The sequence below is a fragment of the Microcoleus sp. AT3-A2 genome, assembly GCF_036705685.1.
GTDB lineage: Bacteria > Cyanobacteriota > Cyanobacteriia > Cyanobacteriales > Microcoleaceae > Microcoleus.
In genome coordinates this window covers 11702-29483 of record NZ_JAUBVF010000038.1, presented here as the reverse complement: position 1 = coordinate 29483, position 17782 = coordinate 11702, and the positions used below count along the sequence as shown (strand labels likewise).

General features: G+C 46.7%; 13 protein-coding genes. 6 read left to right on the top strand and 7 right to left on the bottom strand.

The window, feature by feature from the left end; all coding sequences use genetic code 11:
- Window positions 1-233 precede the first annotated feature (233 nt).
- Together QUB37_RS19690 and QUB37_RS19685 are read left to right on the top strand one after the other, a co-directional pair.
- On the top strand, window positions 234-1664 hold the full coding sequence (locus tag QUB37_RS19690) for an ABC transporter ATP-binding protein (protein ID WP_333165180.1): 1431 nt from the start codon (window positions 234-236) through the stop codon (window positions 1662-1664).
- A gap of 149 nt (window positions 1665-1813) precedes the next feature.
- Entirely contained in the window at window positions 1814-1966 is a 153-nt protein-coding gene (locus QUB37_RS19685; protein WP_015179166.1) for a high light inducible protein, read from the top strand.
- A gap of 214 nt (window positions 1967-2180) precedes the next feature.
- Here QUB37_RS19685 and rpoD read toward each other — a convergent pair whose 3' ends face one another.
- The 4 genes from rpoD to trxB form a co-directional block, all read right to left on the bottom strand.
- Window positions 2181-3347 carry an RNA polymerase sigma factor RpoD gene (rpoD, locus tag QUB37_RS19680; RefSeq protein ID WP_333165178.1) on the bottom strand — a complete coding sequence of 389 codons (1167 nt, stop codon included), beginning with the start codon at window positions 3345-3347 and terminating at the stop codon, window positions 2181-2183.
- Between the two features lie 686 nt (window positions 3348-4033).
- Entirely contained in the window at window positions 4034-4198 is a 165-nt protein-coding gene (locus QUB37_RS19675) for a hypothetical protein (protein WP_333096143.1), read from the bottom strand.
- 997 nt (window positions 4199-5195) lie between these two features.
- A complete protein-coding gene (locus QUB37_RS19670) occupies window positions 5196-6080 on the bottom strand; it encodes an ABC transporter permease (protein ID WP_333165176.1) in 885 nt (294 codons plus the stop codon).
- Between the two features lie 265 nt (window positions 6081-6345).
- Window positions 6346-7716 carry a thioredoxin-disulfide reductase gene (gene trxB / locus QUB37_RS19665; protein WP_333165173.1) on the bottom strand — a complete coding sequence of 457 codons (1371 nt, stop codon included), beginning with the start codon at window positions 7714-7716 and terminating at the stop codon, window positions 6346-6348.
- A 633-nt stretch (window positions 7717-8349) separates the two neighbouring features.
- Here trxB and QUB37_RS19660 point away from each other — a divergent pair.
- Window positions 8350-9315, top strand: coding sequence for a methyltransferase domain-containing protein (locus QUB37_RS19660; RefSeq protein WP_333165171.1), 966 nt, complete (start codon window positions 8350-8352; stop codon window positions 9313-9315).
- Between the two features lie 186 nt (window positions 9316-9501).
- Window positions 9502-9741 (top strand): helix-turn-helix transcriptional regulator, encoded by a 240-nt coding sequence (locus tag QUB37_RS19655; protein WP_333165168.1) that lies wholly within the window; start codon window positions 9502-9504, stop codon window positions 9739-9741.
- A 59-nt stretch (window positions 9742-9800) separates the two neighbouring features.
- Here QUB37_RS19655 and QUB37_RS19650 read toward each other — a convergent pair whose 3' ends face one another.
- Both QUB37_RS19650 and QUB37_RS19645 read right to left on the bottom strand, forming a co-directional pair.
- A complete protein-coding gene (locus tag QUB37_RS19650; RefSeq protein WP_333165166.1) occupies window positions 9801-10910 on the bottom strand; it encodes a diguanylate cyclase in 1110 nt (369 codons plus the stop codon).
- A gap of 395 nt (window positions 10911-11305) precedes the next feature.
- Entirely contained in the window at window positions 11306-11800 is a 495-nt protein-coding gene (locus tag QUB37_RS19645; protein ID WP_333165164.1) for a DUF427 domain-containing protein, read from the bottom strand.
- A 113-nt stretch (window positions 11801-11913) separates the two neighbouring features.
- Between QUB37_RS19645 and QUB37_RS19640 the strand changes: the two genes are divergently transcribed.
- The gene (locus QUB37_RS19640) at window positions 11914-13194 is read left to right on the top strand and encodes a GH25 family lysozyme (RefSeq protein WP_333165161.1); all 1281 of its coding nucleotides are present in this window, start codon (window positions 11914-11916) and stop codon (window positions 13192-13194) included.
- A gap of 535 nt (window positions 13195-13729) precedes the next feature.
- Entirely contained in the window at window positions 13730-15688 is a 1959-nt protein-coding gene (locus QUB37_RS19635) for a cation:proton antiporter domain-containing protein (protein WP_333165159.1), read from the top strand.
- 48 nt (window positions 15689-15736) lie between these two features.
- Here QUB37_RS19635 and QUB37_RS19630 read toward each other — a convergent pair.
- On the bottom strand, window positions 15737-17782 hold a 2046-nt coding region (locus QUB37_RS19630), incomplete at its 5' end, for a CHAT domain-containing tetratricopeptide repeat protein (protein ID WP_333165157.1).

Sequence of the window (17782 nt, the reverse complement as noted above, 5' to 3'; positions counted from 1 at the left end):
GGCATGGGGCATGGGGCATGGGGCATGGGGCATGGGGCATTAATCAGATTTGTGACCTCTGACTTCTGACTTCAACATCCATCCGTTAAATCATTTAAATCCTGTACACTGCTCGTTCCCCAACTTCCTCCTTCCTTGAATATCTTAATTACCAATGCCCAATGCCCAATGCCCAATGCCCAATGCCCAATTCCCCAATCTAAAATCTAAAATCTAAAATCTAAAATTGTTTAATGGCGCAAGTTGTATTAGAAAATATCTACAAAAGTTTTCCTCTCCGCCAAGGAGAACAGGAAAAAGAAGCAAACACCGCCGCCGAAAATGTCTTGCCTGCGGCCGATCGCCCTTCGTCTAACAGCGTTTTGCGGCGCATTAACCTAACGGTCGAAGACGGGGAATTCATGGTGTTGGTGGGGCCTTCTGGCTGCGGAAAAAGCACTTTGCTGCGATCGATCGCCGGTTTGGAAGTTTTGACGGCTGGCAATATTTGGGTTGGCGATCGGCTGGTTAACGATTTGCCTCCTAAAGACCGAGATATCGCTATGGTATTTCAAAATTATGCTCTCTATCCTCACTTAACAGTTTACGATAATCTCGCCTTTGGATTGCGCCGATCGGAAAGGGAGAAGGAAGAAGGAAGAAGGAAGAAGGAAGAAGGAAGAAGGAAGAAGGAAGAAGGAAAAGGGAAGAAGGAAGAAGGAAGAGGGAAGATACAAGGAGAAGAAGGAAACATCCAGAAGATAGAAAAGATCAGGAATAAGGTAGAAGAGGTTATTAATAATTTACCTTCTCATTCTTTTAAAAATCATCTAATTTATCCTTTGTTTGAGGACTTTTTAGGAGGAGCGACTCGCAAGTTGCCTCCGGGTTTGCGCTATTTGTCGGAACGGGAAAAGGCTGTAGGAAAACGAGTGCGAGAGGTAGCTGAATTATTGCAAATAGAATCTCTTTTAAATCGCTTGCCGAAACAACTTTCGGGAGGGCAAAAGCAGCGGGTAGCTTTGGGTAGGGCGATGGCTAGAAATCCTGAAGTTTTTTTGATGGACGAACCGTTATCGAATCTTGATGCGAAATTGAGGGCGGAAACTCGATCGCAAATTGTGCAGTTGCAGCGACAGTTGGGAACTACAACTATTTATGTGACTCACGACCAAACTGAGGCGATGACTATGGGCGATCGGATTGCTATTATGAAGGTCGGCCAGATTCAGCAAGTAGCTCGACCTCTAGAGCTTTATAACAAGCCGGCTAATCTATTTGTTGCTGAGTTTATCGGTTCTCCGCCGATGAATTTTTTGTCGGTGGAATTTAGTGCTCCGCTGTTGATTTCTCACCCGCAATTTCGCTTTACTTTACCCGATATTTGGGCAAAAAGTCTACAACAATATGACGGGCGAGGGCTAATTTTGGGAATTCGGCCGGAACATCTGAGCATTAACCCTCCGGCTACCAAAAATCTTTCGGTACAAGTAGAAATTGTAGAGGCTTTGGGACACGAAACTTATTTGGGGGTTTGTTTGACGGATGCTCCGGCGGTGCGGATGCAAGTGCGGGTTCCTCCTGAGCGATCGATCCGAGTTGGCGAGGAGCTTTGGTTGGCCATCGCCCATGACAAAATTCACTTGTTCGACCCTGAGACCGAGTTGGCTATTTTTCCTCGTTAGCCAAAATCATCAAGGTCGATTCCCTCCGGGATAGCTTCGCTTCACGACCGTTGTGACCGATATCACTAATCACAAGCTTGCATTTTTATCAAGTAATGTTATATTTATTTACATAAGCCTTACACAAGTTAACGAAAGGAGTTCGCACTATGCAAGAACAAAAACGCAACGCTTGGAACTGGGGCTTCAGCGAAGGAGCCGAAAATTGGAACGGTCGTTTGGCGATGATTGGTTTTTCTGCCGCTGTCATCATTGAATTGGTTTCCGGTCAAGGCCTGCTTCACTTTTGGGGCGTGATGTAATTTTCTAGTTAAGACTTTTATGACACTGCAAAGCTTAGGAGTTCCGTGACGGACTCCCAAAACTTTGACAGCACGATTGGGGTGGCAAATAGCCACTTGCCCCCGGCAGTTAGTCGCACAAAATTTAACAGCTATATATCAAACCGGGGCGGGGGGTCTCCCCCCCCAAAAAAAGAGTGCGAATCACTCTTTTGGGTGATGCTAGCAAATTACTCTAGCGGATATATTCTTTCAAGATGCTGTTCCGGTTGGGATGGCGCAACTTCCGCAGGGCTTTAGCCTCGATTTGGCGAATCCGCTCGCGGGTGACGTTAAAGATTTGACCAATTTCCTCCAAGGTCTTCATCCGTCCGTCATCTAAGCCGTAACGCAGTCGCAGTACATCTCGTTCTCGGGGGCTGAGAGTATCCAAAACGCTTTCCAAGTCTTCCCTGAGCAAGTTTTTGGAGACTTGATCTTCTGGCGTTTCCCCGTCAGATTCAATAAAGTCTCCCAGACGCGAGTCTTCCTCTTTGCCGATCGGAGTTTCTAGAGAGATGGGCAACTGTGCTGACTTAGCAATGAACCGCAACTTCTCGATCGTCATCTCCATGCGGGTAGCAATTTCTTCTTCCGTCGGCTTGCGACCCATTTCCTGAGACAGGAGTTTGGTAGTTTTCTTGATCCGCGAAATGGTTTCGTAAAGGTGAACCGGTAGGCGGATAGTGCGCGATTGGTCGGCGATTGCCCGGGTAATGGCTTGACGTATCCACCAAGTTGCGTAGGTAGAAAACTTGTAGCCTTTTTCGTGATCGAATTTTTCAGCGGCTCGGATCAGACCCAAAGAGCCTTCCTGAATCAAATCTTGGAAAGACAAACCGCGATTCATGTATTTTTTGGCGATCGACACCACCAAACGCAGGTTTGATTGCACCATTTTTTCCTTTGCCCTCCGACCAACGTGAAGTCGGTGACGGAATGCAGGTAGTGCCATATCTACAGCATTAGCCCATTCGCTGTCTTTGGGTTCGCGGTTATACTCTTCGAGCAGTTGTTCTCGAACTCGCTCTAATTCCAGCAAATCTGCAATCTTGCGCGCTAGTTCAATCTCTTCGTCAGCTCGCAGCAGTCTAATCCGACCGATTTCTTGGAGGTAAAGACGAATAGAGTCTTCAGTATAATGCTTTTTCTTTGCCTGAGCCCGGCGGCGGGCTTTGGCGCCTTTGCCAGATTTAGTGTCGTCCTCAGATTGAGAGTCTAAGAATTCTTCTCGATCGTCTTCTTCGTCGATAAAGAGTTCTAACTCGCTCTCAGGTAGAACGCTTTCGGCGCTCCGAAGCAACTCGATTGTTTCCATTTCCGGTGTAATTGTGGTTTCGAGTACGGTGTTAGCCTGGATCATGCCGTCTTCCTCATGCTCCTGAATTAAAGAATAAATAACAGTGGAATAGTGTCTGTTTGTAGTTTAGACAAGTTAGCCAGTATTGACATTCCCGCAGGAAAAAATAGTGGGATTTTCGGTCTGCTAGCTGAATCTGTTAGCGAAACTGCACCTGTTTTATGAGTCACAGTTCGAGTTCTGGTTTGAAGCAGCCAGCGCATTCAATCGAGCGCAGATTTTAACATCGCGACCTTAAATTGAGCTAGCGGCTTTTTCTTTCGGAGCGAGTTACCACATCATCTGCAATACCTTGCCCAGAGAAGCAAACCATGAAGTGCGATTCATCGCACTTCCAAAAATACTGGCTTTTTTACTCGGTACTTCGAGCTTTTACCCGTACAAGTTTTCCTGCACGGAACCCTCTAACTTTTGTATTGGAGGTGTCGAACTTTTGATTCGCCTTGCTTTGACTCCGGTTGTCAGACATGACAGTTGCACGGCAAATTTTCGCCACCTTGGATATCGGTCTGCTGGCTCAAATGCAACAGCAGAGGGTTGAAGCACCAAACGGGGAGAATTGGATCTTGCAAAGACCTTCCCGATTGTAGCCTTTCTCACAAAAAATGGAAGTTGTTTTCCATTGTTTGTCAAGAACTAGGAAAACTCTGTCAGCTTAGCTTGACAATACTAACTCATGTCCGGCTCTGCTAAATCCTGAGAACGGCCCGCAAAAACTTTGGCACGATCGAACGGCGCTGTTTTCTGCGTATATCTGGGTGAACGGCTGCGGCGTAGTTGGCCAGACACTTAGCAGACAATTTTTGAGTTGCCCAAATTGGAACCAATACAATCCGTGTAGATACACCCATCATTACCCTGTTTCCCTGAATTGAATCATACGCAATCTGCGATTGAATAAAGCTCGTAGCTTTAGTTTTAAGCCGGCCACTCTGGATTAGAGACCGACTCTGACCCCCAATGAAGCGTTGCGGGTTGAGTAGTGCAACAGGGGCTTTCATTGTTAAGTTAGCTCAAATCTCAGAAATTGGGTTTAATTTTAACGTTAAATCACATTAAGTTCTTAACGTCACATTCTTATTTAAGCAGTTCGACACGAGTTTGTCGCGTCAATGGCAAAAACCACCAGGATAAATTCTACTGAGAGTTAAGCAGCCACGCAACTCTCGGCTGCGGATTTCTCTAATTTTTTTGGCTTTCGGTTCGCACTTACGCGATCGCACGCTCTCACAAACCATACAATTCGCCATCTCTCGGAAGTATAACTTCACGATTCCTTTAAATATCTCATGGCAGCGTGAAGATTCTATAAAGCCCTTTAATTAATTTTAGATAGGATTCCCCAATTGTCTTGATAATTTCAAGCAGACGCAAAAAAATCGTAAGCGGACGTTGATGCAACTGTCTGCCAATGATAGCTCCGCCAGAGAAGAAAAATTTACCCAGTTAGCGATGTGCTTGCTATGGTTAGAGAAGGCATAAGCTGCAGGATGCGCTTAAAGATTTGAACCGATAGGAGGCTAGTGCGATCCTCAAAATTTTGTTATTATTTACAGCGTGTCATCAGAAAGCACAGAGCCGCGCTTTATCCTCTACTGGGGTTTAAATTATGTGGCTTGAGCGTTAGGGGATGAAGCTATCAAGAAAAATTTCCGCTCCGTGTCTATATAGACAACCCAACGAAGGTTTACTAGAAAGAATGCACCTTCTTGAGAGAAAGATTTAATAATTAATCTGGCCGATATTACGATCTCTTTATAGCGCCTGTTTGCAGTCAGGACTTCAGTTTTTTTATATTTGTGAATAAGCACTAAAGTCCTGACTGCGAACTTAATGTAACCGCGAGACAAATTACTGCTGATTCCGCAGGCGAGGGTTCACAAATTCGTTTAATCCTTCCCCCACCAAGGACAGTCCCACTACCATTAAAGTCATCGCCAAACCGGGAAATAAAGCCGTCCACCAAATGCCAGTAGGTAGTGCATCTAAAGCTAAACGCAAGTCGTGTCCCCATTCGGGAGTTGCTTCGGGAAGTCCTAATCCGAGAAATCCTAAACCTCCTAATGTTAAAATTGCATCGGCCGCGTTGAGCGCAAACAGCACCGGTACGCTTTGAATCACATTCAGAAACAGGTAGCGCGAAAGCACTGTCCAAGTGTCAGCACCCATTGCTCGCGCAGCTTCGACAAATAATTCGGTTTTGACGCTGACGGTGTGATTCCTGACGACGCGGTAGTATTGAGGGATGTAGGAAATGCTCAGGGCGATCGCAGCATTAAAAACTCCTTTTCCCACTACAAACGCTAGCGTCAAAGAAAGTAGCAGCCCCGGCAAAGTATAAATTGTATCCATTAAAAATAACAACACTCGATCGAGCTTACCGCCCAAATAACCGCTAACCAAACCTAGCGGGACACCGATAAACAAACTCAAAGCAGTGGCTAAAATTACCACTTGCCAAGCAGCCCGAGAAGCAAACAGCGTGCGGGAAAATACATCGTAGCCACTGCGGCTAGTACCAAACCAATAATTCGCCGACGGCGGTTCGTGGATGGGGTTACTCAAAGCCTCGGTAGGATTTTGCAGCCATCCCCAAGCTTGCATAGCTGGAGACAAGGTGGCTACCAATATAAACACGACAGTTATTGTCAAACCTGCCCACATCATTTTCATTGACAGGCTTGACGGTGAGGCACTGTTGAGAAATCGCGGCAGTCGGAGGCGGCTTTGAGCCATAATGACGATCGACCTATATAAGACTTTTCGATTTTAGTAGCACTCAGGCGAAAAAACCCGGAACAGTCAAAAATCCTCTTTCTCATTCGCCAAACACTCGCGACAAACCGGGTTTTTTCGCACGATGGGGCTAAAAAAAAATCGGTTTATCCCCTGAACTGGACTGGCGCGCAGGAGAGAAACCGGGTTTTCGGCAGGTGGGACGCCAGTTGAGTTTAGATTAAATCTCTCTTGGCAAACCTCAAATCTAAAATCGATCAAATTCCTACAAATTACTGGAAATTAACTCGCGGTACTGGCTTTTCGGCTTAACTCCTTTGAGATCAGCTACCAAATCTTTGTTTTTGAAATACTGAATCGTCGGCGTACCAATCACGCCAGCATTTTCAGCAATTTCTGGATCTTCTTCGATGTCAATTTCCACGTAGTGGATTTTGCCCTCGAACTCATCTACTACTTTGCTCAAAATCGGCTTGAGGCTGTGGCAAGGCCCGCAACTCGGAGAGGCATATTTGACCACAATCAGTCGATCGCTATCGTGGAACAACTTCCGCAAAGCATAACCTCCTTCGTGGCGTGTGTCGTTGATATCAAAGTTCTCGCTAGTTTTGCGTACTTTTTGAGCTTCCGGCGCTGCGGTGGGTTGCTCGGATTCCTGGGTTTGATGGAATTCCTGGGTTAAACCGTTGACTGACAGCCAACGTTCTGCCAGCATCGCACCCATACAACCGCTGCCGGCCGCGGTGATTGCTTGGCGAAACTCGTGGTCTTGCACGTCGCCGACGGCGTAAACTCCCTCAACGCTGGTTTCTACCGAACCGTGTTTGGTAACGATATAGCCTACTTCGTCGAGTTCTAACTGACTTTGGAACAGTTGAGTGTTGGGAGTGTGACCGATCGCATAAAACAATCCTTTCACCAGCAAATCGCTCTCGGCGCCGGTCTGGATATTTCTAATTCTCACCCCGTCCATTTTGCCGCCGGCTTCGCCCAAAATATCCACTGCTTCGGTGTTCCAGTGCACGGTAATTTTGGGATTGCTCAGCACTCGGTCTTGCATGGCTTTGCTGGCGCGCATTTGATCGCGCCGCACCAACATATGTACGTGAGAGCCGTATTTTGTCAAATAAATAGATTCTTCCGCTGCAGTGTCCCCCGCGCCGATTACAGCTAAATCTACTCCTTTAAAAATTGGGGTAGCGCCGTCGCAAATCGCACAGGCCGAAATGCCGTGACTCCAAAATACGTGTTCGCTAGGCAGCCCCAGCCTTTTCGCCGTCGCGCCTGTAGCGATTACTATCGTGTGGGTTTTGATTTCTCTATCTTCCGATCGCACTGTAAACGGACGCTTGGTCAAATCCACCGAAATTACATCTTCTGTGTATAATTCGGCACCCCAGCGCACTGCTTGAGCTTTCATCCGATCCATCAGTTCCGGCCCGGTGATGCCTTCGGGAAAGCCAGGAAAGTTTTCGACTTCTGTGGTGGTCATCAGTTGACCGCCGGGGACGCCTCCCGCTTGGTAGCCTTCAAAGACTATGGGTTTCAGATTTGCTCTCCCGGCGTAGATTGCTGCTGTGTAGCCTGCAGGGCCTGAGCCGATAATTACTAGGTTTTCTACGGTTTGGTTGGTCATAGCTATTTACTTAAACTCATAACGACTTCGTTTTACTAATTCTAGCAGAGTTAGATCGAGTTTGGTTTGATGCCATTGTGCGATCAAGCATCTGTATCTATTGTTGAGGGTCGATCGGTCTTCGGGGCAATTCCAGCTACTTTAATAAGCAAAAACAATCTAAAAGTCGATTTAGTTTTAAATGTTCGATCTATTTTAAGGGCTGAAATCTTAAGAAAATCTAAAGACGACCCAAATTATTGACTTCATTCTCAATTATTTTACCTATTTACTTGTTTTGAGGCTTGTGGTACGATTTTCACAATCCAGGGGCATTATGACTAATTTAAGTTTTTGACGCTGAAAGCTTTTAAAATCGTAAAATTAACGAACTCTGCAAATGTAATAAGTACAATTATTTATGCAAAATCCGTATTTTAAGGTTTAAGAATTGTAACGCAGATTTTGCCAAGTTTGACAAAATACAGTATTTGTGGTATGCAAGGTGCGATGGGGGAAAATTGGATTAAGATTTTGAACCGCAGATGGGGGCGGATTAACGCGGATTAACGCAGATAAGATGGAATTTTGCTTTTTAAACTTGTGGAAAAAATCAAGATATTGTTTGTGTGCAGTCAGAATAAGTGGAGAAGTTTGACTGCCGAGAAGATATGCCAGAAGGTTAGCGGCTACAGCGTACGATCGGCGGGAACGGAAAAAGGTGCAAGAATTAGAGTAACTGAGGGTTTGCTGGGCTGGGCGGATTTGATATTTGTGATGGAGAAGAAGCATGGCGATCAACTTCGCAGCAAATTTCCTGAAAGTCTCGAAGGCAAGAAAGTTATTTGCCTGCAAATCCCGGACAATTACGAATATATGGAACCGGAGTTAGTCGAGCTTTTGCAGGCGAAACTGAACCCCTATATGGAAATGCCAGAGAACGAGATAAATTTTATGCAGCGAGTTTTGGAACCGGAAGTGATGGATTCCTTGGAAGAGGCGATCGAATACGATTCGATGGACTTTACTGAGGTTAATGCTGCTTTTGCTCAGAGTGCTGCGGCGTTGGGACCGGTTTTGGGAAACGTTTTGGATGCGGGGACGGGTACGGCGAGAATTCCGATCGCAATTTCTCAACTGCGGCGTGCATGGAAATTGACTTGCATTGATTTGTCACCAAATATGCTGAAAGTCGGGGCCCAAAATGTGGAAAAGGCGGGCGTGCGATCGCAAATCAATCTCGAATTAATCGATGCTAAAGCCATGCCGTATCCAGACAGTTATTTTGACATGGTGATTTCTAACAGCATTATCCACCATTTGCCCGATCCGCTGCTGTTTTTGCAGGAAGTCAAGCGGGTGTTGAAGCCGCAGGGAGCAATTTTTTTGCGGGATTTGCTGCGGCCAGAAACAGCGGAAATCAGGGATAATTTAGTCAATCTGTATGCGGGAGATTGCAACGCGCATCAGAAACAGTTATTCAGCGATTCGTTGCAAGCAGCATTTACCCTGGATGAAGTTGAGGAGATGATCCAAAATGCCGGGTTGGATGGGTTGAGGATTTATGAATCTTCAGACAGACACTGGACGGCAGAACGTGCTTGGTGCGAGTCTTTGTAGGCAGGGGACGATCGCCCGATATATCTCCTATTCATAAAATTATTAGACTCGTGACTGCCAAGTTTTCGGCTCTCGCCTGCTGTGAAATATCGCGAGAATTCAGGAAGAATCAGAAGTAGATAATCTTCTCCGAGGAAGGAAGTAAGATGCTTAAGCATCTTATATAAAAAATGTGCGATCGAGGATATGCCGAAAAAGCCCGTTCCGCGACCTGAAGATGAAGAGTCGCATTTGAAGAAGCTCAGGGAAGAACTGGAGATGAGTCAGGAAGATTTGGCGCGAGAGCTTGGCGTTTCGTCGCAAACAATCAGCCGTTGGGATTTGGGGAAGAACGTACCCACGTTCACCGTCAAGCAGATGAAAGCTTTGGAGAAATTGCTGGCTAGCATCGGCAAGTCGATCGGCGATTTGCCCGATAATCTATGATGGAAACCATTAAACAAGCCCACGAATTTATTCGTGGATCACTTTTTCCAATCTAAAATCTAAAATCTAAAATCTAAAATCACTCGATCGCGCCCTTTGTCTTTAGCTTGATAAAGCGCGCGGTCTGCCGCTGCAATCAAGTTTTTTTGTGCTGCGGACGATCGAGGAACCGTACTCGCTACCCCCAAACTCAGCGTCACGAGAGAACACACCTCTGAATTAACGTGTTCAATTTTTAGTTCTTTAATCCACACTCGAATTTTCTCTGCAATCCAGACAGCTATTTCCGGTGAAGTCCGAGGCAAAATCACTGCAAATTCTTCGCCTCCGTAACGGGCTACCAGACTCTCGCCCGAAACTTCGCCTGTTGAGTAATTTACCGCTTCCAAAATAGCTTGGGCTACCTGCTGCAAGCAAGTATCTCCCGCCTGATGTCCATAAGTATCGTTGTATTTCTTAAAAAAGTCTACATCGCATAAAATTAAAGATAGTTCTGATGCTGCTTCAGCCAATTCTTGCCACTTTTTCTCTAAGTATTCGTTAAAACAGTGACGGTTGGCAACCTGAGTTAAGCCATCTAAGTTGGCAAGGCGATACAATTCGGAATTAGCTGCTTTTAATTGAGAATTAGCTGCTTCTAACTCGGATTGTGTGAGCGATAAATTGTAATAAAGTTCGCTCATAGACCAAGTAGCTTGTTGGTGAATTTGGGATAAAGCTACCCAGAGTTGATGCACGTCTAAAAGTTGGTAAACTTGAGGTTCTAACTGCACAACAATCGGCTCGTAAAGCAGTTCCGGCGGTCGCTGCACGGAGCGCTGAGCTGCCATGACAATTAAGGCTACTCCTGGTAAAATCAAAATATCGGTTTGAGCTATTTGATACAAGGCTATAATCGGTCTGCAAGCAAATATATCTACTCCGTAAGGGCGGCTCATGCGTTCCATAAATCGCCGACGCGATATCATGCCTAAAAATTCCCCATTTACGGTTAAGATAACTCCCGGAAGCAGCGGGTGAGATTGAAACAACCGAGCTACTTCTTTGGCGAGATATGAGGAGTCAACCTGGAAATTGAATAGAGCTAGATCCTTAAGAGTAGACTCTAAAGATAAATTTTGGGGTGAGTTTTCGGGCGAGTTAGAGGGTTCAATAAATTCAACAGACACAGCGCAGATCCGAATAAACAATAAACCAGCAACAAAGCTAGTGTCAGCTATTAAATTATATAATTATTTATTTATTGCCAGTCCCTGTAATCTTTACTATACTATTTTTTAATAATGGAAGAAGCTGCTGCGTTAGTTTTTGCGGTAGCTGCCTTGCATTGATTCATGCTCACTAAATTCCCGATTTATTGAATTATTCGGGATTTTTTACTCAATTTTTTACTAGGATTTTTACGGCGTAAAAAAAACAATTTTTGCGCCATTCCTCAACTCATTGATGGTGCAGGCAAACTCAAGAAACCTGGTTTTGAAACCGAGGTCGAGGCTGTAACGAGGTTTTGCGTAAAAAAAACGCGGTGTCTGCCACTGTCCTCAACTCAAAACTCAAAACTCCCTCACCACCCCCAAGTTCCTTCCCCTCCCTTAAACGGGCCGACAATATCTTTGGTAATCCAGCCGCCGTAAAAATCCCCTGGTTGAGATTGCACTAATTCCCCGTCCACATAACAGGCATCCATCTTGCTTGGATAAAAAGCCACATAATCTTTAATAGCTGCAAAAACCTGATTAGGATTGGGATAAAACCAAGCCGCATTTACTACTTCTTTCGACTCTACCGTCACATTGTAATAACCGGCTTGTCCCTTCCACTCGCACCAAGAACCCCGTAAAGTTTTGTGCAAATATTCCATTTTGATGTCATGGGGGCAGATATAGTAGGCAGGAGGGTGACTGGTCTCCAATACCCGCTGAGGACGGCGCGTGTCGGCGATCGTCACTCCATTAAAAATTATCTGTACGTGTTTGGTCGATTCCTCAAGCCGAGGGGGACGCGGGTAATCCCAAACAGACTCTTCACCAGGGCCGGGCTCTATTCGATCGAAGTTCATTCGCACAATCTCCACTGCAAAAAAAACACTTAGCGACTTAGCATTACAATTTAATGTACCCTTAATCGAGTCGCTGCTTCAGAGCAAACCAGCTTTTCTCAACCCTTGGTAATATGAGTATTCGCGGTATAGATGTTTCCGACTACCAGCCCAATGTCAATTGGCAAGCCGTTGCGCGGGATGGTATTACCTTCAGTTTTGTCAAATCGACCGAAGGTGTAACTTTAGTTGCCCAAACTTTCGCTCGCAATTGGGCGGCGATGAAAGCGGCGGGGATTCAACGCGGTGCTTACCACTTTTTTCAACCTGCAAGCAGTATTCAAGGACAAATAGATTTGTTCTTGAAAACTGTAAAACTCGAACCGGGGGATTTGCCGCCAGTCTTGGATATCGAAACTACAGGCGGTTTGAGTGCGACTCAATTGTGCGATCGAGCCGCAATTTGGTTAGAAGCAGTCGAAAAAGCCACCTTGATGCGGCCGATTATTTATACTTACCCCGGTTTCTGGGACAACCTGGGGACAAAACGGTTTGCCGATTACCCGCTGTGGATTGCTCACTATACCAGTGCTGATGAACCTTGGGTTCCCGGCGGCTGGAAAACTTGGACTTTTTGGCAGTACAGCGACACCGGCACCGTGTCCGGCGTATCGGGCAATGTAGACACCAATATTTTTGAAAGCGTCCGAGAAGGCGCCCAAAGTTATAAAGTTGCAGACATCCAGAAGGAATTAAGAATTAAAGGTTTTTATCAAGGTGCGATGGATGGTAAATTTGGAGCTACCACCACAGCGGCGCTCATCTCGTTTCAGAAATCTCAAGGTCTCAATCCAGACGGCATTGCAAGCCTCAAAACCTGGGCCGCTTTGATGCGAAAACCTCCCAAAGTAATTGTTCCCCCTCCAGCCCCGACACCCACTCCGCAGCCGACTCCCACTCCGACTCCCCCTCCCATCTCAGACGTGCGGCTGACTCAGGTATTCTCGTCTTATCAAGCTAAGGCTAGCCAAGATACTGCCTTAATTTGGCTGCAAAGTCAGGTTCCTACCTCTGTTTTAGGGGAATTTGCTCAAAAATGGCGGGCAACTACCTTACCTCAAGACAGTAATTTGCGATTGATAGATGTGGGCAAATTTTATCGCGGTTTAGCACAACAAGACCAAGCTTTAGATTGGCTGCAAAAACAACTTTCTCCGGCTATTATTAACGAGTTTGCACAAAAATGGCGAGCTCAATCTATTGTCACTAATTCTTCGATTCGGCTGATAGATGCGTGCAAATTTTATCGGGCCGCACCCCAGCAAAACCAGGCTTTAGATTGGCTGGAAGGGCGAATTTCGCCGGCCATTCTCTCGGAGTTTTTTCGCAGGTGGCAGAATGCCAGTCGATTATAGATTATAAATGGGAGATTTTAGATGGGAGATTGACTCCACAGATAAATTTGGGGGTTTGATCGCTCTGTAATTGGAAAGCCGACAACTCTTGCTATTTGAGATTTGAGATTTGAGATTGACAAGCGAATTTCAAAGGTGGTACGCGCCACGTGATTTATCCGTGGAATCAATCCCAAATCGAAAATCTAAAATCCTCAAGCCTCCGAATTTATCCGTGGGGTCAATCCAAAATCTAAAATCTAAAATCGAATGACTCCCCATCAAAATTCGTCAAATCCTATCCCTCTGTGCCCGCATCCCCGTCCAACTCTCTAACATAACAGACAATCTCTCGCTTAGCTACAGCTTACTGCCATCTTTGACGCCAATAGAATTATCTGATAAAGTTATAGCGACTATCAAGTTTTTTTAATCTTATTGGGAAAAATCCAGGGCCGTGCCGAGTTTGTAAGCTGCGCCGAAAATAGCGCCTGCACTCCAATTACCCGCGATCGAACATTTAAAACTGAGCGGGCAGCCTGTAACAATTATATCTATGGAAATCCCCTTTAACATCACCCAGTTGATGGTCATGACCGTCATCTGTGGCATCAGCGCTCAAGTTCTCGCCGCCTATCTGAAAGTTCCGGCGATCGTCTTTTTGCTGTTGTTTGGCATTTTAGCCGGCCCAGACTGCTTGGGAGTGCTGCACCCGAATCTGCTGGGCAGCGGTTTGGAAGTTATGGTATCCCTTTGCGTAGCTTTAATTCTGTTTGAAGGCGGCTTGAATTTGGAATTGCGAGATTTGGGCAAACTTTCCGGCAGCATCCGCAATTTAGTTACCGTAGGCACTTTAATTACGCTAATAGGCGGCGGAATGGCCGCACACTGGTTGGGGGAATTCCCCTGGCCGATCGCATTTCTGTATGCTTCTCTAGTAGTCGTCACAGGCCCGACAGTAATCGGCCCTTTGCTCAAACAAGTATCCGTTGACAAAAAAGTTGCCGCCTTGCTAGAAGCAGAAGGCGTTTTAATCGATCCAGTCGGGGCAATTCTAGCAGTATTGGTGCTGAATATTATTTTAAACGGCAATGCTGATTTGCTCGTTTTGTTCCGAGATTTAATCGTGCGACTCTTCGTTGGCGCACTCGTCGGAGTTGTGGGAGGTTGGCTGCTGGGATTCCTTCTCAAGCGATCGCAATTTCTCTCCGAAGACCTCAAAAACTTAGTAGTGTTAGCCAGTTTATGGGGATTTTTCGGCTTAGCAGAAGAAATCCGCAGTGAATCGGGACTGATGGCAACAGTCCTCTCCGGCATCGTCCTCAGAGCCGCTGCTGTGCCGGAAGAAAGGCTGCTGAGGAGGTTTAAAGGTCAACTGACAGTCCTGGCTATTTCCATGCTGTTCGTGCTGCTGGCGGCCGATTTATCCCTCGCTAGTGTGGTCGCCCTCGGTTGGGGAAGTTTGTTTACAGTTTTAGCTTTAATGTGGGTAGTGCGGCCGATAAACGTTTGGGTGTGTACTTGGAACAGCGGACTGAATTGGCGGCAGAAATTATTTGTTTGTTGGGTAGCGCCGAGGGGAATTGTCTCAGCGTCGATCGCATCTTTATTTGCAATTTTGCTCACCCAGCGGGGAATCAACGGCGGCGACTCGATTAAAGCCTTAGTCTTCCTAACAATTATTATGACAGTTTTCGTCCAGGGACTAACCGCCGGACGGATGGCTCAACTGTTGGGCGTCACCTCAAAATCGGCAACCGGTGCTGCAATTGTCGGGTCAAATCCTTTGAGCAGATTAATTGCTCGCTTGTTTCAAGAACGCGGAGAATCGGTGGCAATTATTGACACGAACCCGGAAGCTTGTGCACAAGCAGAACGAGAGGGTTTGCGGGTGTTTTTGAGCAGTGCTCTCGACCACAGCGTGTTAGAAGAAGCCGGACTCGAATCGATGGGAACTTTTTTGGCAATGACTAACAACGGCGAGGTAAACTTAGTGTTAGCTCAGCGAGCAGCCGAAGAGTTTGCACCGCCGAGGGTTTTGGCAATATTCCCCAAAGATCCGCAAGCAAATACGCCTGCAAATCCGACTAAAATCAATCAAGCCTTTGTCTCCGATTTGTCGCTGAAGGATTGGAACGAATATTTAAGCGACGGCGAAGTGAAATTGGGGGAAACTGAGTTAAAAACAGAGGGATTGCAGTTTCAGATTGCTCACTTACAAGCTTTGGTTAAAGCCGGGGAGTTGGCGCCGTTGCTGGTGGAAAGGCAGGGATACTTGCAAGTAGTGGAGGCGACCCAGATTTGGCAAGCAGGCGATCGAATTATTTATTTGTTGTACGATCGCAAACCGCAGTTATTGAAAAGGTTGTCTGGTTCGTCGCAGTCTCGCTTGACTTTGGAAAAGCATCCGGTAGTTGAGAAAGTGCCGATTCCTTCTCCGGTTTTAGAGGAGGTTTTGGAGTCAGCAAAAATAGCCCCGGAGGATGAAATTTTGCAGCCGCCAGTTTCGCGGTAAGGGTTAGTATCCCGATCGTACTTTGTAATCTGCTTGTCGCGATCGTCCTTACTCTGCCTCCCCAATTAAAGTAAATGCCGCCCAATTTCGCGGCTGGGGATGAGTTTTCATCGTAGTTAACATTGCTTGCCGAAGTGCCTGTGCTTTGTCGGGATTATTTTGCAAATTTTGATAAAACGACTGCATCAATTCCGATGTCGGCGCATCAGGAACCGCCCATAAAGAAACAATTACACTCGGCACTCCTGCCGAAATCAAAGCCCGCGACAAACCAATTACTCCATCCCCGGTAATTCGGCCTTCTCCAGTGTTGCAGGCACTCAAAACGACTAAGCTTGCTTGCAGTTTCATGTCAAAAATCTCTTCAGCAGTCAATAAGCCGTCATCGCTACCAGAAGGAGCCATCGCGATCACACTTCCCAATCCGCGCACATCATCGAGCAATCCATGCGTTGCCAAGTGAATAATCGATGCTTGGGGCATTTTTTGGACGATCGCAGCTTTTGTCCCTTGTGCGCCTGTGATGGCTTGGGTGTTGAGCAGAGGCGCGATCGCGATCGCTTCAGCTTCAGCTCCAGGTAGAGGAGACAATTGCTGTTTGGGAGCTCCGGGATAGGAAGACACACTCGGCATCGTGGGATTGCCCAATACTAGAGCGCTGCCGCTGTTAGCTGGCTTGTGTGCTAACTTCTGCCGTTGTTGTCGAGTCAAATCCAAAACTTGAATCGAGGGGGCGGTGAGAATCGTGTGTTTTTGGATTAAGTAAGTGCCGCTGGCATCTTGCAGGGCGGGAAAAGGCACCTGGAACAGGGAGCCTTGGGGAATGAAAATGACACGGGCATTGGGGTCTTTGGGTAGGAGTCTGGCAATGGGATCGATCAGCAGTTGATGCAGCGTCGGTAAGTTGGGTTGGGGTTGGGTGGAGCCAAAACTGCTGCGACTGCGGACAGCCAGGAATTCTTGGTTGCCAACGATTAAGCTTCTTAGAGAGGCGTTATGCTGTTGCCAGATGGGTTGGAGGTCAACCTCGCGGAATGCGATCTCGCCTGTCGGTTGAATCACCCAAATGTAAATCGCGGATTCTCGCGTTTCTTGTTTGCCCTGAATCTGGAAGTTGTCGTAGATTATGGAATACTGCACCAAAGTGGCATTCTGTGCTTTGGCGATTTGGCGGATTTGCTCGCCGTTGGGAGCAGCGGTAATGACCGGATTGGTAGAACCTGACGATAAGCGTTGTGTCAGGAGATCGACAAAGGCACGAGCCCGTCCCCGTTCGGCAATTTCTAAAGCGGCGATCGGGTTATTCTGAGCTACCCGGACTTGTTGTAAAGTCCGATAGGTGTTAGCTTGTTTTTCAAAGATGGAGACTTTATGCGCGTCGTTGGAGCCGAGCATTTGCCGCATCGATTCCCACACTTGAATCCCATTGATGAGCATTTTTTCAGATTCTGTCAGGTTACCAGCCTTTAAGAACGCCGCTCCGAGGTTGTTGAGTGCTGTACCCTCTCCACTGCGGTCTTTAATTTCGCGGGCGATGGCTAACCACTGCTGTGCATACTCAATGGCTTTGGTATAGTCGCCCAGAGCGCCGTAAGCGATTCCCAAATTGCCCAGTGCTGCACCTTCCCCAAGACGGTCTTGAATTTCGCGGGCGATGGCTAAACTGAGCTGTGCATACTCAATGGCTTTGGTATAGTCGCCCAAAGAGCGGTAAGCGCTTCCCAAAGTGCCCAGTGCTGTACCTTCCTCTTGGCGGTCTTGAATTTCGCGGGCGATGGCTAAACTGAGCTGTGTATAATCAATGGCTTGGGAATAGTTGTCCAGATAGAGGTAAGCGATTCCCAAACGGCCCAGTGCTGTACCTTCCCCAAGGCGGTCTTGAATTTCGCGGGCGATAGCTAAACTGAGCTGTGTATACTCAATGGCTTTGGTATAGTCGCCCAAATTGAGGTAAGCACCTCCCAAATTGCCCAGTGCTGTACCTTCCCCTTCGCGGTCTTGAATTTCGCGGGCGATGGCTAAACTGAGCTGTGTATACTCAATGGCTTTGGTATAGTCGCCCAAATTGAGGTAAGCACCTCCCAAATTGCCCAG

Coding starts and splice junctions, on each gene's coding strand:
- QUB37_RS19690 (WP_333165180.1), top strand. CDS start 234: ATGGCGCAAGTTGTATTAGAAAATATCTACAAAAGTTTTCCTCTCCGC.
- QUB37_RS19685 (WP_015179166.1), top strand. CDS start 1,814: ATGCAAGAACAAAAACGCAACGCTTGGAACTGGGGCTTCAGCGAAGGA.
- rpoD (WP_333165178.1), bottom strand. CDS start 3,347: ATGATCCAGGCTAACACCGTACTCGAAACCACAATTACACCGGAAATG.
- QUB37_RS19675 (WP_333096143.1), bottom strand. CDS start 4,198: ATGATGGGTGTATCTACACGGATTGTATTGGTTCCAATTTGGGCAACT.
- QUB37_RS19670 (WP_333165176.1), bottom strand. CDS start 6,080: ATGGCTCAAAGCCGCCTCCGACTGCCGCGATTTCTCAACAGTGCCTCA.
- trxB (WP_333165173.1), bottom strand. CDS start 7,716: ATGACCAACCAAACCGTAGAAAACCTAGTAATTATCGGCTCAGGCCCT.
- QUB37_RS19655 (WP_333165168.1), top strand. CDS start 9,502: ATGCCGAAAAAGCCCGTTCCGCGACCTGAAGATGAAGAGTCGCATTTG.
- QUB37_RS19645 (WP_333165164.1), bottom strand. CDS start 11,800: ATGAACTTCGATCGAATAGAGCCCGGCCCTGGTGAAGAGTCTGTTTGG.
- QUB37_RS19640 (WP_333165161.1), top strand. CDS start 11,914: ATGAGTATTCGCGGTATAGATGTTTCCGACTACCAGCCCAATGTCAAT.
- QUB37_RS19635 (WP_333165159.1), top strand. CDS start 13,730: ATGGAAATCCCCTTTAACATCACCCAGTTGATGGTCATGACCGTCATC.